The sequence below is a fragment of the Microbacterium pseudoresistens genome, from assembly GCF_013409745.1.
Classification (GTDB): domain Bacteria; phylum Actinomycetota; class Actinomycetes; order Actinomycetales; family Microbacteriaceae; genus Microbacterium; species Microbacterium pseudoresistens.
Genome location: NZ_JACCBH010000001.1, coordinates 2,687,146 through 2,700,804, shown reverse-complemented (window position 1 = coordinate 2,700,804; position 13,659 = coordinate 2,687,146). Strand labels below are relative to the sequence as shown.

Below are 13,659 nucleotides of genomic sequence, written 5' to 3'. Positions count from 1 at the left end.
GCTCACTCATGGGATACATCAAGTCAGCCGCCCTCGAAGACAAGGGCTTCGTCATCCTCGACGCGTACGACAAGGAGGTCGACCCGAAGGAATGGCTCGACATCGAGTACGTCGACTGGAAGTCTTCGGGTGATACCCGTTTCGCTCCGCTCGCCAGCGCCAAGGGCGAGATCGAGTGCAACGGCTTCTGGAACCACAAGCCGCCGCGCACCGACAAGGACGGCGTGTGGATCGACTCGCAGACGGCGATCGCTCCGACTCTCACCGAGCGGGCTCAGGAGCCCGGCGCCAACGTCGGCCGCTGCCGCATCATCGAGCTGCAGCCCACCCCGTACGGCGAGTGCCTCTACAACCTTCACCAGGACGACAACAACCGTCTGAACCCCGACGGCACCGGCTGGGTCGTGCGTGGTTTCTTCAACCTCACCGATGACAAGGACAGCTACTTCGTCCTGCGTGAGAACCGCACCGACCCGAGCATCGAGTACCGCATCGCTCTTCCGGCGGGCGCGCAGCTCATCGTCGACACGCAGCGCCTGTGGCACGCCACGACGCACAACGGCACCGACCCGCGCTACTGCCTCATCACCTCGTGGGAGTCGGGCCCCGAGCTCGACGCCTACATCGAGAAGTACCACGGCACCGACCAGCACGAGCAGGTCGAGGTCGCGCAGGACGTCCTCGAGCACGGCTACGCCGAGCAGGCGCGCAAGGACGCGGCGCGCGCCGCGTACTACGCGGCCAAGGGCCAGCAGGCCAAGCAGGCCATGAGCGAGGCCTGAGCGGCACGCGTTCCGATGAAGGGCTCCGGCGCCGATGCGCCGGAGCCCTTTGCATGTTCACGACACGCCGAAGTGGCAGGAGTTACACGCTTGTGATTTGAGCCCGCATCGGTGAGAATAGGCGCATAACCGCATAGACGCCACGCTTCGTGACACAGGTCGTAGGGGAAGACGCACCTGAGGAAACGGAGACGACATGGCGACTGCACACGCACGCGGGGTGGTGTTCATCCACTCCGCACCTCGCGCGCTCTGCCCCCACCTCGAGTGGGCGGTCGGTCGCGCTATCGGGCGCGCCGTCAGCTTCGAGTGGACGGCCCAGCCCGTGCTCGACGGAGCACGCCGTGCAGAGTTCTACTGGGACGGCCCCGCCGGCACGGGGGCGGCGCTGGCCACCGCCATCCGCGGGTGGGAGCATCTGCGCTTCGAGGTGACCGAAGACGCCACGCTCGGCAACGACGGCGGCCGTTGGCTTCACACGCCGAGCCTCGGCGTCCACTACGCGCAGACCGACGCCGCCGGCAACATCGTGATCGGCGAAGACCGCATCCGCTACGCCATGGAGATCGCGGCGGGCGACGTGCACGAACTCCAGCGCGAGCTCGACGTGGCACTGGGTGCTGCCTGGGATGAGGAGCTCGAGCCGTTCCGCCACGCGAGCGATGACGCGAGCGTTGTCTGGTTGCACAAGGTCGGTTGACGACAGGGTGGGTTGACAGCGCGCGGTCGGTTGAACACGTCGGAGGGGAGCGAGGCCCGAATACCGAGCACCGGTGAGTGATCCCGGCGGGTGGGAAAAGGTATCGCCCCCTCCACGAAAGCACGAGACCCCCGGATCGATCCGGGGGTCTCAGGGTGTGTGCGCTCGAGTTCAGTCCGCGGAGGCGAAGGCGACGACGGCGTTGTGGCCGCCGAAGCCGAAGGAGTTGCTGATCGCATGCAGCGGGCCGTCGCCCAGCGGCTGAGGTTCGCCGGAGAGCTTGAACGGCACCTCGGGATCCTGTTCGGTCATGTTGATGGTCGGCGGGGCGACACGGTCGCGCAGGGCGAGCACTGTGTACACGGCCTCCAGCGCACCGGTACCGCCGAGAAGGTGCCCCGTGGACGCCTTGGTCGCCGAGACGGGGATCTCGTCGATCCGCTCTCCGAACACCCGTTTGAGCGCGACGTACTCGTTGGGATCGCCCACGGGAGTCGACGTGGCGTGCGCGTTGATGTGCGTCACCTGGTCGGCGGAGATCCCCGCAGAGGCGAGGGCGAGCTCCACCGCCCGAGCAGCTCCGAGGCCCTCCGGGTCGTTGCCAGTGATGTGGTGCGAGTCGGCGGTGACGCCGCCGCCGACGACGTACGCGTAGATCTTGGCGCCGCGGGCCTTGGCATGCTCCTCGGTCTCGAGCACGAGGGCCGCACCGCCTTCGCCCATGACGAAGCCGTCGCGATCGACGCTGCCGGGGCGCGAGGCGTGCTCCGGGTCGTCGTTGCGCCGAGAGAGCGCCTGCGCCGACGCGAAGGAGGCCACCGTGATCGGGTGGATCGCCGACTCGGCGCCTCCGGCGATCACCACATCGGCGAGACCGTCGCGCAGATGCTCGCAGGCGTTCACGAGCGACTCGGTGCTGGAGGCGCAGGCGCTCACCACGGTGCGCGCGAACGCCTTCGCGCCGAACTGCAGGGAGAGGTTGCCTGCGCCGGCGTTCGGCATGAGCATGGGGACGGTGAGCGGCATCACGCGCCGTGGGCCCTTCTCGCGCAGGGTGTCCCAGGCATCGAGCAGAGTCCATACCCCGCCGATCCCGGTCGCCCAGTCGATACCGAGCCGTTCCGGCTCGACCTCGGGCTCACCGGCATCGGCCCACGCTTCGCGGGCCGCGATCAGCGCGAACTGCGTAGACGGGTCGAGCCGCTTGGCCTCATGGCGGGGGAGCACTTCTTCCGGACGCACCGAGGCCTCGGCGGCGAACGTCACGGGGAGCTGGTACGTCTGCACCCACTCGTGCTCGAGCGTGTGCGTGCCGGAGACTCCGGCAAGCAGGTTGCTCCAGTTCTCCGGGGCGGTGCCGCCGAGGGCGGAGGTCGCGCCGATTCCGGTCACGGCGATGCGTGAGGTCATGGGGATCCTTCTCGAGGGGGCGGAGGGTCTCGGTCGGCTCGGATCGAGCCGGGGAACACTGCCGGAGGCGGAGGATGCCACGCCCCGCGAACGGGGGTGGCATCCGCAGCCTCACTCCTGGCCGGCGACGATGAAGGTGACCGCGTCGGACACCGTCTTGAGGTTCTTCACCTCGTCGTCGGGGATCGTCACGCCGAACTTCTCCTCGGCGTTGACGACGATGGTCATCATCGAGATCGAGTCGATGTCGAGGTCGTCGGTGAACGACTTGTCCATCGCCACCTCCGAGGCGTCGATGCCGGTCTCGTCGGTGATGAGCTCAGCGAGGCCCGCGAGGACCTCGTCGTTGGTGAGGGCCATGGTTCTCCTCTTTCTTGGGTGGTTTCCGGGGTTCAGTCTAGAGAGTCTTGGGTCGCGTTCAGGGGAGCACGACGACCTGGGCGGCGTACACGAGACCCGCGCCGAAGCCGATCTGCAGCGCGAGGCCGCCGCTCAGCTCGGGATGCTCCTGGAGCAGCCGATGCGTGGCCAGCGGGATGGACGCAGCCGAGGTGTTCCCGGTGGTCTCGATATCGCGGGCGATCACGGTCGTCTCGGGGAGCTTCAACTGCTTGGCGAACTCGTCGATGATGCGCATATTCGCCTGGTGCGGGATGAATGCGGCGAGATCCTGCGCATCGACCCCCGCTTTCTCGAGCGCTGCCTTGGCCACCTTGGCCATCTCCCACACCGCCCAGCGGAAGACGGCGGGGCCGTCCTGGCGGAGCGTCGGCCACGGCACCTCGCCGTCACGGAACTGCGTGAGCGTGCCGTTCATCGCCACGGCTTCGGATCTCGAGCCGTCCGAACCCCACACGACCGGGCCGATGCCCGGGGTGTCGCTGGGGCCGATGACGACGGCGCCCGCGCCGTCTCCCAGGAGGAAGGAGATGCTGCGATCGGTGGGGTCGACGATGTCGGAGAGTTTCTCCACGCCGACGACGACGGCGTAGTGCGCCGCACCGGAGCGGATGAGCGCATCGGCCTGGCTGACCGCGTAGGCGAAGCCGGCGCAGGCGGCGTTGGAGTCGTAGGCAGCCGCGGGGTTCGCCCCGATGCGGTCGGCGACGATCGCCGAGACAGAGGGAGTCTGGCGCGGATTGCTGATGGTGGCGACGATCACCAGATCGACGTCTTCGGCGGCGACCCCTGAGGTCGCCAGGGCATCCTTCGCGGCCTCTGTCGACAGTTCGATCGCTGTGGTCTCCGGAACCGCACGCACGCGCGTGACGATGCCGGTGCGCTGGCGGATCCACTCGTCGCTGGAATCGATGGGACCGACCAGGTCGTCGTTCGGAACCGCATTCTCGCCGCGCGCGGCCCCGTACGAGAGGATGCGGGTGTACTGCGGGCCGGTGGCCTGCTTCAGGGTGGGGGTCACGCTGCTGCTCCGTTCAGCAGCTCCGCGGCTGCATCGAGGTCGTCGGGTGTCTTGACCGCGACGACGGGCGTGCCGCGGAGTCCGCGCTTGGCGAGCCCGGCAAGCGCGCCGGCCGGGGTGAGTTCGATCATGCCGGTGATTCCGGCATCCGCGAACGAAGACATGCACAGATCCCAGCGCACCGGGGACGACACCTGATCGACGATGTTGTCCAGCGCCTGAGTGCCCGTGGTGATCGTCGATCCGTCGCGGTTCGTCCAGAGCGTCACGGTGGGATCCTGTGGGCTCAGCTCGGCGGCAGCGCTCCGGAGTGCATCCACGGCCGACGCCATGTACGCGGTGTGGAAGGCACCTGCGACCTGCAGCGGGATGACGCGGGTTCCCCTCACCGGCGCCGCCGCGAGAGCGGCGAGGGCGGGCAGAGCCCCGGCGGCGACGATCTGCCCTCCGCCGTTGTAGTTCGCGGGGGTGAGCTCGAGCTCTGTCAGGCGGTCGAGCACGGCCTGCTCATCACCGCCGACCACGGCGCTCATACCGGTGGGCGTCTGCGCCGCGGCATCCGCCATGGCCCGCCCCCGGATACCCACCAGACGCATGGTTTCTGCGCCGGAGATGACCCCCGTACCGACCAGCGCCGCCAGCTCGCCGACCGAGTGGCCGGCGACGCCATCAGGCGTGCGGCCCGCGTGTGCGACGAGCGCGTCGGCCGCGATGAGGGATGCTGCGACGATGAGCGGTTGGGCGATGCGCGTATCGCGGATCGTGTCGGCGTCGGACTCCGTGCCGTGTCGGATCAGATCCACCTTGGCCGCATCGGAGTATTCGGCAAGAGCATCGGCCGCACCGTCGATTTCGAGCCAGGGACTCAGGAAGCCGGGGGTCTGGGAGCCCTGTCCCGGGCACGCGAAGACGATCACTCGTCCAGTCTGCCAACGATCCGTCGGATCCGGTGGCTCAACCCTCACAAGATTCCGACGATCTGTTGTGTGTGTCTGACAGCTCGGACGTGATGCGCGGTCGGCGCGGTCAGCGACTGCGTCTGGGCGAGGGGCGGCGGCGTTGAGGCTCGATCGTGCCGATCGAGCCGAGCACGAGCGCGGTCTGCAGGATGAAGGCTTCACGAGGACCGGTCGCATCCCAACCGATGACCTCGCTCACGCGCTTGAGGCGATAACGCACGGTGTTCGGATGCACGAACAGCTCGCGCGCGGTGGCTTCGAGCGAGCGCCCGTTGTCGAGGTAGCTCCACAGAGTGGTGATGAGGTCGGTGGAGTGGGCCTGCAGGGGACGGAAGATGCGGTCGATGAGGGTCTGCTTGGCCAGCACGTCACCGGCGATGGCGCGCTCAGGCAACAGGTCATCCGCCTCGACCGGGCGCGGCGTGCCGCGCCATGCGTTGGCCACCGCGAAGCCGGCGAGGGCCGCGCGCGCGCTCTGGCTGGCGTCCACGAGTGCTGCGACGGGAGGACCGATCACCATGTGTCCCGGGCCGAACGACGGCTCGAGAGCCTGAGCGATGTCGGCGAAGCTCCGCTCATCGCTGGACGGCGAGGCGTCGGAGTCGGCCGAGTCGGCATCCGGAGCGCTCGCACGTGCGCGGCCGATGACGAGCACGAGGCGGGAACCCTGCACACCCACGAGCACGTCGACCGACAGCTTGCGCGCGGTGCGGCGCACCTGATCGATGTCGAACTGCGGCGGCGTCGTGCCGACGATCACGCACACCTCGCCGTGGCCGTGCCAGCCGAGGGCCGCGATGCGGCTGGGCAGCTCCTCGTCGGTCTCGCCCGTGAGGATCGAGTCGACGACGAGAGCCTCGAGCCGCGCATCCCAGAGTCCGCGTGCCTCTGCCGCGCGGGCGTACACGTCGGCCGCGGCGAACGCGACCTCGCGGGAGTACAGCAGGATCGCCTCGCGAAGATGCTCGCCCTTGCCGGCGACGCGTTCCTCGGTGACCTCCACCGTGACCCGGATGAGCTGCAGTGTCTGCTGCAGGCTCACGCTGCGGAGCAGCTCGCGTGGGGCGGCCGCGAAGATGTCCGCGGCGATCCAGGGGGTCGAGGTGGGGTCGTCGTACCACTGGATGAAAGAGGTGATCCCCGCCTGCGCCACCAGCCCGACGGCGGAGCGTCGGGCCGGCGGCATGTCGGAGTACCAGCTCAGCGAGTCATCGAGTCGCTGAAGCGTCGCCGTCGCCAGATCGCCGGAGATGCGGCGCAACCACGTGAGCGTCTCGGCCTTGCTCATCGAGGGGGTCGAGGCGGGCACGACGGTTCAGCTCTCGCCGCCGGCGTTCCCGCTCGTACCCGCATTGACGTTGTGCAGGTCGTACTTCGCGATCGCCTGGGCGATGACCGAGCGGTCCACGGCTCCCTTGTTGGCGAGGCCCTGCAGGGCGCGCACCACCATCGACGGTCCGTCGATCTTGAAGAAGCGGCGGGCTGCGGCACGGGTGTCGGCGAAGCCGAAGCCGTCGGCGCCCAGCGACAGGTAGTCGCCCGGAACCCACTCGCGGATCTGATCCTGCACGGCGTGCATGAAGTCGCTCGTCGCGATGAACGGACCTTCGGCGTGCTGCAGCTTCTGCGTGAGGTAGGCGACCTTCGGCTCCTCCTCAGGGTGCAGGAAGTTGTGCTCGTCGGCGGCCAGGCCGTCGCGGCGCAGCTCGGACCAGCTCGTGACCGACCAGACATCGGCGACGACGCCCCAGTCCTTCGCCAGCAGCTCCTGGGCCTCGAGGGCCCACGGCACGCCGACGCCGGAGGCCAGCAGCTGCACGCGCGGCCCGTCGCCCTGGCCCTCCGAGATGCGGTGGATGCCGCGGATGATCCCGTCGACGTCCACGCCCTCGGGTTCGGCGGGCTGGCGCATCGGCTCGTTGTAGACGGTGATGTAGTACATCACGTCGGGGTCCGGGTGCGATCCGCCGTACATCCGCTCGATGCCGGACTGCACGATGTGCGAGACCTCGTAGCCGAAGGCGGGGTCGTACGACACCGTGGCCGGGTTGGTCGAGGCCAGCAACGGCGAGTGTCCGTCGGCGTGCTGGGTGCCCTCACCGGTCAGGGTGGTGCGACCGGCAGTGGCGCCGATCACGAATCCGCGGGTCATCTGGTCGCCGGCGGCCCAGAAGGCGTCGCCCGTGCGCTGATACCCGAACATCGAGTAGAAGATGTAGATCGGGATCAGCGGCTCGCCGTGCGTGGAGTATGAGGTGCCGACCGCGGTGAACGCCGCGGTGGCGCCGGCTTCGTTGATGCCGACGTGCATCAGCTGGCCCTGCGGGCTCTCCTTGTAGGCGAGGAGGAGTTCACGGTCGACCGAGGTGTAGTTCTGCCCGTTCGGGTTGTAGATCTTCGCGGTCGGGAAGTAGGCGTCCATGCCGAACGTGCGCGCCTCGTCGGGGATGATCGGTACGATCCGGTTGCCGAAGCCCTTGGTCCGCATGAGGTCCTTGAGCATGCGGACGAACGCCATGGTGGTGGCGACCTCCTGCGTTCCCGAACCCTTCTTCGGCAGCGCGTAGTCCTTGTCCTCGGGGAGGGCGAGGTCGACGTGCTTCGTACGGCGCTCGGGCAGGAATCCGCCGAGGTCGCGGCGGCGCTCGAGCATGTACTGGATGGTCTCGTCCTGAGGGCCGGGGTTGAAGTACGGCGGCTGGTACGGATTCTCCTCGAGCTGCGCATCCGTGATCGGGATCTGCATGGTGTCGCGGAACAGCTTGAGGTCGTTCAGCGTCATCTTCTTCATCTGGTGGGTCGCGTTGCGGCCCTCGAAGTGCGGACCGAGGCCATAGCCCTTGACGGTCTTGGCGAGGATGACGGTGGGCTGGCCCTTGTGCTCGGTCGCCGCCTTGTATGCGGAGTAGACCTTGCGGTAGTCGTGTCCGCCGCGGCGCAGCTTCCAGATCTGGTCGTCGCTGTAGTCCTTGACCAGGGCGAGTGCGCGCTCGTCGCGGCCGAAGAAGTTCTCGCGCACGTAGGCGCCGGACTCGGCCTTGTAGGTCTGGTAGTCGCCATCGGGGGTGACGTTCATGAGGTTCAGCAGCGCGCCCTCGTCGTCGCGGGCGAGCAGGTCGTCCCACTCGCGGCCCCAGATGACCTTGATGACGTTCCAGCCGGCACCGCGGAAGAAGCTCTCCAGCTCCTGGATGATCTTGCCGTTGCCGCGCACCGGTCCGTCGAGGCGCTGCAGGTTGCAGTTGATGACGAAGGTGAGGTTGTCCAGACCTTCGTTAGCCGCGACCTGGAGCTGGCCGCGGGACTCGACCTCGTCCATCTCGCCGTCGCCGAGGAAGGCCCACACGTGCGAGTCGGCGACATCCTTGATGCCGCGGTTGGCGAGGTACTTGTTCGTCATCGCCTGGTAGATCGCGTTGATCGGACCCAAGCCCATCGACACGGTCGGGAACTGCCAGAAGTCCGACATCATGCGCGGGTGCGGGTAGGAGGGGATGCCGTTGGGGGCACCCGACTTCTCCTGGCGGAAAGCATCCAGCTGCGCCTCGGTGAGACGGCCCTCGAGGAAGGCGCGGGCGTACATGCCGGGGGAGGCGTGGCCCTGGTAGAAGATCTGGTCGCCGCCGGACGGGTGGTCCTGGCCGCGGAAGAAGTGGTTGTGACCGACCTCGTACAGCGAGGCCGCGGAGGCATAGGTCGAGATGTGCCCGCCGACGCCGATGCCGGGGCGCTGCGCACGGTGCACGGTGATCGCCGCGTTCCAGCGGATCCAGTGGCGGTACCGGCGCTCGAGCTCTTCGTCCCCGGGGAAGGATGCGTCGCTGTCGGCGGCGATCGTGTTGATGTAGTCCGTCGTCGGAACCATCGGCACGCCCAGGTGCAGCTCCTTGGAGCGCTTGAGCAGGCTGAGCATGATCTCGCGGCCGCGGCTGTGGCCCTTGGCGTCGACGAGCTCGTCGAGCGACTGCTGCCACTCGCCGGTCTCTTCCGGGTCGCTGTCCTGAGGGCCCTGCGAGTACGGATCCTGATCGTGAACGGTCACGTGCAGCCTTTCGTCTGTCTGGCAGGTCTTGCCAAGGAAACGGGAAGCGACGCGGGGAGCCTTGTCGACTCTGCACAACGCGTGCTGGGTTCAGCCTAGCCCTGTTCCACGAGTGCGGACCTCACCTGTGGATGACGGTTCTCGCCCGCTCGATTCGTGATAACCGGCGCTCGCTAGACTGGTTATCGAAGGGCCTTTAGCTCAGCTGGTAGAGCGCCACGTTTACACCGTGGATGTCGTCGGTTCGATCCCGGCAGGGCCCACCGCGAGTGCGTCGGGTCTCAGTTCCAGAGCGTGAGCTTGTCGGGGTTCATCATCAGACGCACATCCGTCACGAGGCCGGCGGCGACCTCGAGGGTGACGACCCCGATGATTCGACCTTCATCCCAGAGCGCGAAACCGAGCCCGTCGGGCGTCTCCTGATCGAGGACCGCAGCTGTGGGATTCTTCTGCAGCGCGCCGAGGAGGAATCGGGCCACCCTGTCCGCGCCGAGGACAGGCTTGCGGGCGGCCGTGACGATGCCGCCGCCGTCCGAGCGCAGCACCACATCCGGATCGAGCACGGCGACGAGACCGGCGAGATCGCCTGTCCGAGCCGCAGTGGCGAAGGCGCCGACGACCTCGTCGTGCTCGGCGCGCGATACGCGGTGCGTGCGGCTCTGCTGCACACGCCGTCGCGCCGAGGTGGCAAGCTGGCGGCATGCGGCAGGAGTGCGTCCGACGATGCCGGCGATCTCGTCGAAAGGCATTGCGAAGACATCGTGCAGCACGAATGAGACACGCTCGGCCGGGGTCATCGCTTCGAGCACGACGAGCAGCGCCATGCTGATGGACTCGTCGAGCGTGACGCGTTCGAGCGGATCCTCCGCCGTCGACGACGTCGCAGGAAAGGCATATGCGGGGACCGGCTCCGGCAACCACGGACCGACGTATCGCTCGCGCCTGCGCCGCGCGGAATCCAGCACGTTCAGGCAGACACGACTGGCGACTCGGGTCAGCCACGCGCGAGGCACCTCGATGGCATCACGCTCATGCGGGCTGAGCCGATACCACCGGATATACGTCTCCTGCACCGCATCCTCGGCCTCGGCGACCGTGCCCAGCATCCGGAACGCCAGGGAGACCAGATGCCGCCGCTCGCCCAGCACCTCCGCCTGCATCGCATCGCGTTCTTCCTGGGACATCGCATCCTCCTTTCGAGGATCTGACCGGGCGGCCGCCCGGTTTGTGAGGACGAGACCTCACATTCGAGCCGTCTGCCCTGTCGTAGAGGGTATGAATGCAAAACCGCACGCTCATCATCTCCCCTTCATGACCCACGGCGACGTCGCGGAGGCGCAACGATGAAGATCGTCGTCGCCGGTGCGACCGGATCGCTCGGCGCCCAGGTCGTCGATGCCGTGCGCTCGGGCGGTCATGAACCGGTCGCGATCAGCCGACGCTCCGGCGTCGATCTTCTCAGCGGGGCGGGGCTGACCGGGGTGATGCAGGATGCGTCGGCGGTGATCGATGCCTCGGCCACGAGCAGTACCTCGGCCAAGGAGTCCATCGCGTTCTTCACGACCGTCAGTCGGAATCTGCTCACGGCTGAGCGCGAGGCGGGCGTGCCTCACCACGTCGCGATCTCCATCATCGGCGCGGCCGGTGTCGATGCCAACTACTACGCGGGAAAAGCGGCGCAGGAGCGTCTTCTGGAAGCGGAGCCGGGCGGCTGGTCGCTCTTGCGCACGACGCAGTTCCACGAGTTCGCCCGGCAGCTGGTCGCGCACGGCAGGCTCGGCCCGCTCCAGGCAGTGCCGACGATGCGGTCTCAACCGATCGCGGCGGCGGAGGTCGCCGCCGAACTCGTCGCCATCGCGACCGGTGACCCTCGCGGAATCGAGCCCGAGCTCGCCGGACCGAAGGAGGAGCGGATGGCCGACCTCGTACGGCGCTATCTTGCTGCCACAGGTCAGCGCCGCCCCGTCATCGAGGTCCCGATCCCGGGGCCCTGGGGTCGCGGAATGCGGGACGGCTCACTGCTGCCAGGCGCGGGGGCGCGTCTCGGTCGACAGACGTTCGATGAATGGCTCGCCGTGCAGAGCCACTGACGCCATCTCGCGGGAGCAGAACTGCCGACAGCAGAACCGAGAACGAAAGGGACGACCCATGCGCATCTTCCTCGCCGGTGGCTCCGGCGTCATCGGAAGCCGACTGATCCCGGCGCTCGTCGAGAACGGGCATGACATCACCGCGACGACGCGTGGCTCGGAGAACGCAGGCTTCATCCAATCGCGGGGCGCTCGCCCGGTGGTCGTCGACGTCTACGACGAGCCGCGGCTGGGGCTCGTCGTGGCGGAGGCGGCGCCCGAGCTCATCCTCCACGAGCTGACCGACCTCGGCGACTACGACACCGACGCCAATGCACGGCTCCGACGAGTGGGCACCGGGAATCTGGTCGCTGCCGCTCAGGCCGCGGGCGTAGAGCGCATGATGGTTCAGAGCATCGCGTGGGCCTATGCCGACGGCGACACCCTTGCCGTGGAGGATGACCCGATCCAGGCCGGATCGGCGGTCGAGGAGATGGAGAGCGTCGTGCGGCGCCTGCCGCGTGCGACGGTGCTCCGCTACGGCATGCTCTACGGGCCGGGCACGTGGTACGCCCCTGGAGCGCGGATGTCGAACGCGGTGACAGCGGGGCTCATCCCTGCCACACCCTCGATCACCTCATTCGTTCACATCGACGATGTCGTCGCCGCGACCGTTCAGGCCATCGACTGGGTGGATGGGGCATACAACATCGTCGACGATGATCCGGCACCCGCGACGGAATGGCTTCCCGTGTACGCCGCCGGACTCGGTGCCCCTGCGCCAGCCGTCGCGGACGCGCCGTCGGATGCTCCGCGGGGGCGCGGCGCATCCAACGCGAAGGCTCGGGCGGCCGGATGGACTCCGCTGCACCCGACCTGGCGCGACGGCTTCCCTCGTGCCTGATGCGGCGGATGGCGTCTCGCGGCGGGAGCACGTGAGGTTCTGGGAGGCAACGTCACGAACAGACGCCCTGCCCGGTCATAGCCAGTGAACGACCGCGCACGCTCAAAGGAGAATCCATGGCCGTCTTCATCCGAATCTCGCTCGCCGTTCTGTTCCTCGACGAGCTCGTCGTGGGAGCGTGGAACGCGTTCTCTCCCGAGACCTTCTTCCAGCACTTCCCGACCGTCGACCTGACCCCGCCGTTCAGCGAACACTATGCCCGAGACTTCGGCGGCGCGACCCTCGGTATCGCGCTCCTGCTCGGCATCGCCCTCTTCTCGACGAGATCCCACTTCGTCGTTCCCGCGGCCTCGGCCTTCTCGATCTTCGCCGTGCCGCACTTCTTCTACCACCTCGCACATCTCGACGGCGCTACTGTCGGGGTGGCCATCGCGCTCTCCGCGGCGAACGCATCGGTCGCCCTGCTGGGTGTCGCGGTCATCGTCGTCGCGATCGTGCGCGACCGGCGCTCTGCCCCGTCGGAGACGGGCGCTCTGGCGTCGCGGCCCCGGCAGCAGTGAGGAGAGGAGTAGAGCATGACCAGGATCGTCGTGGTCGGAGGCACCGGAAGGATCGGAACCCGGGTGGTCGACCTGCTTCGTGCCGAAGGAAAGACGGTCGCGGTCGCCTCCCGTGCGACCGGTGTCGATCTCGTGAGAGGAGACGGGCTGCGAGACGTGATCAGCGGCGCGGATGTCGTCATCGACGTGTCCAAGACGGACTCGACCGATCCGCACGAGGTCAGCGAGTTCTTCTCACGGGCCGGGGAGAACCTCGCTTCCGCTGAGCGCGCCGCGGGAGTAGGGCATCACATCATGCTGTCGATCGTCGGCACGAGCCGTGCCACGGCGGTTCCGTTCTATGCCGCGAAAGCAGGGCTGGAGCGCGCGGTCACGATGAGCGGAGTTCCGTACACGATCCTCCAGGCGACGCAGTTCTTCGAGTTCGCCGACGGTATCGCTCTGTCGGGGTTCGACCCTCATACCGACACCGTTCGACTTCCGCCCGTGCTGGTGCAGCCGATCGCCGGTGCTGATGTCGCGGCGGCCCTCGCAGTGCTCGCGAGCGCACCGCCGAGGATGGGAGAGAGCGAACTCGCCGGCCCCGAGAAGTTCGAACTCGACGACTTCGTCCGTATCGTGCTGGATCGAGGCGGACGGCGGCACGAGATCGTACGTGACCCCGACGGACGCTATTTCGGCGGATTGCTCGATCGCGATGCGCTGCTTCCGGGCGCGGACGCTCGGCTCGCGCCCACACGGCTCGCGGACTGGCTCAGCAGTGGCGCGTGACCGCCAGAAGGCGATGACGGGAGGAGGCGTCAACTGTCGGAT

13 protein-coding genes and 1 tRNA gene are annotated in these 13,659 nt (G+C 67.9%); 7 read left to right on the top strand and 7 right to left on the bottom strand.

Annotated elements, in window-relative coordinates:
* Positions 1-8 precede the first annotated feature (8 nt).
* On the top strand, positions 9-782 hold the full coding sequence (locus BKA02_RS13245) for a hypothetical protein (RefSeq protein ID WP_179435504.1): 774 nt from the start codon (positions 9-11) through the stop codon (positions 780-782).
* Between the two features lie 196 nt (positions 783-978).
* The gene (locus tag BKA02_RS13240; RefSeq protein WP_179434718.1) at positions 979-1,482 is read left to right on the top strand and encodes a DUF3145 domain-containing protein; all 504 of its coding nucleotides are present in this window, start codon (positions 979-981) and stop codon (positions 1,480-1,482) included.
* A gap of 171 nt (positions 1,483-1,653) precedes the next feature.
* Here the strand turns inward: BKA02_RS13240 and BKA02_RS13235 are convergent, their stop codons facing one another.
* The 6 genes from BKA02_RS13235 to aceE form a co-directional block, all read right to left on the bottom strand.
* Positions 1,654-2,892, bottom strand: coding sequence for a beta-ketoacyl-[acyl-carrier-protein] synthase family protein (locus BKA02_RS13235; RefSeq protein ID WP_179434716.1), 1,239 nt, complete (start codon positions 2,890-2,892; stop codon positions 1,654-1,656).
* 111 nt (positions 2,893-3,003) lie between these two features.
* Positions 3,004-3,252 (bottom strand): acyl carrier protein, encoded by a 249-nt coding sequence (locus BKA02_RS13230; protein WP_179434714.1) that lies wholly within the window; start codon positions 3,250-3,252, stop codon positions 3,004-3,006.
* Positions 3,253-3,310: 58 nt separating this feature from the next.
* Positions 3,311-4,312 (bottom strand): beta-ketoacyl-ACP synthase 3, encoded by a 1,002-nt coding sequence (locus BKA02_RS13225; protein WP_179434712.1) that lies wholly within the window; start codon positions 4,310-4,312, stop codon positions 3,311-3,313.
* Positions 4,309-5,229: an ACP S-malonyltransferase gene (locus BKA02_RS13220; protein ID WP_343045422.1), complete on the bottom strand. Its 921-nt coding sequence runs from the start codon at positions 5,227-5,229 to the stop codon at positions 4,309-4,311. Before BKA02_RS13220 ends, BKA02_RS13225 begins: the two co-directional genes overlap by 4 nt.
* 109 nt (positions 5,230-5,338) lie before the next feature.
* Entirely contained in the window at positions 5,339-6,559 is a 1,221-nt protein-coding gene (locus BKA02_RS13215; RefSeq protein ID WP_179434708.1) for a PucR family transcriptional regulator, read from the bottom strand.
* Between the two features lie 27 nt (positions 6,560-6,586).
* Entirely contained in the window at positions 6,587-9,313 is a 2,727-nt protein-coding gene (gene aceE / locus BKA02_RS13210) for a pyruvate dehydrogenase (acetyl-transferring), homodimeric type (protein ID WP_179434706.1), read from the bottom strand.
* A gap of 190 nt (positions 9,314-9,503) precedes the next feature.
* On the opposite strand from aceE, the gene BKA02_RS13205 reads away from it, so the two are divergent.
* Positions 9,504-9,576, top strand: a tRNA-Val gene (locus tag BKA02_RS13205).
* Positions 9,577-9,594: 18 nt separating this feature from the next.
* On the opposite strand, the gene sigJ is transcribed toward BKA02_RS13205, so the two are convergent.
* Positions 9,595-10,497, bottom strand: a complete 903-nt coding sequence (sigJ, locus tag BKA02_RS13200; protein WP_179434704.1) for an RNA polymerase sigma factor SigJ — start codon at positions 10,495-10,497, stop codon at positions 9,595-9,597.
* Between the two features lie 159 nt (positions 10,498-10,656).
* On the opposite strand from sigJ, the gene BKA02_RS13195 reads away from it, so the two are divergent.
* The 4 genes from BKA02_RS13195 to BKA02_RS13180 all read left to right on the top strand — a co-directional run bounded on the left by BKA02_RS13195 (position 10,657) and on the right by BKA02_RS13180 (position 13,617).
* On the top strand, positions 10,657-11,403 hold the full coding sequence (locus tag BKA02_RS13195; RefSeq protein WP_179434702.1) for an SDR family oxidoreductase: 747 nt from the start codon (positions 10,657-10,659) through the stop codon (positions 11,401-11,403).
* A 58-nt stretch (positions 11,404-11,461) separates the two neighbouring features.
* Positions 11,462-12,286: an NAD-dependent epimerase/dehydratase family protein gene (locus BKA02_RS13190; protein ID WP_179434700.1), complete on the top strand. Its 825-nt coding sequence runs from the start codon at positions 11,462-11,464 to the stop codon at positions 12,284-12,286.
* Positions 12,287-12,402: 116 nt separating this feature from the next.
* Positions 12,403-12,846, top strand: a complete 444-nt coding sequence (locus BKA02_RS13185; RefSeq protein ID WP_179434698.1) for a hypothetical protein — start codon at positions 12,403-12,405, stop codon at positions 12,844-12,846.
* A gap of 15 nt (positions 12,847-12,861) precedes the next feature.
* Positions 12,862-13,617 carry an SDR family oxidoreductase gene (locus BKA02_RS13180; RefSeq protein ID WP_179434696.1) on the top strand — a complete coding sequence of 252 codons (756 nt, stop codon included), beginning with the start codon at positions 12,862-12,864 and terminating at the stop codon, positions 13,615-13,617.
* The last annotated feature ends 42 nt before the right edge of the window (positions 13,618-13,659 follow it).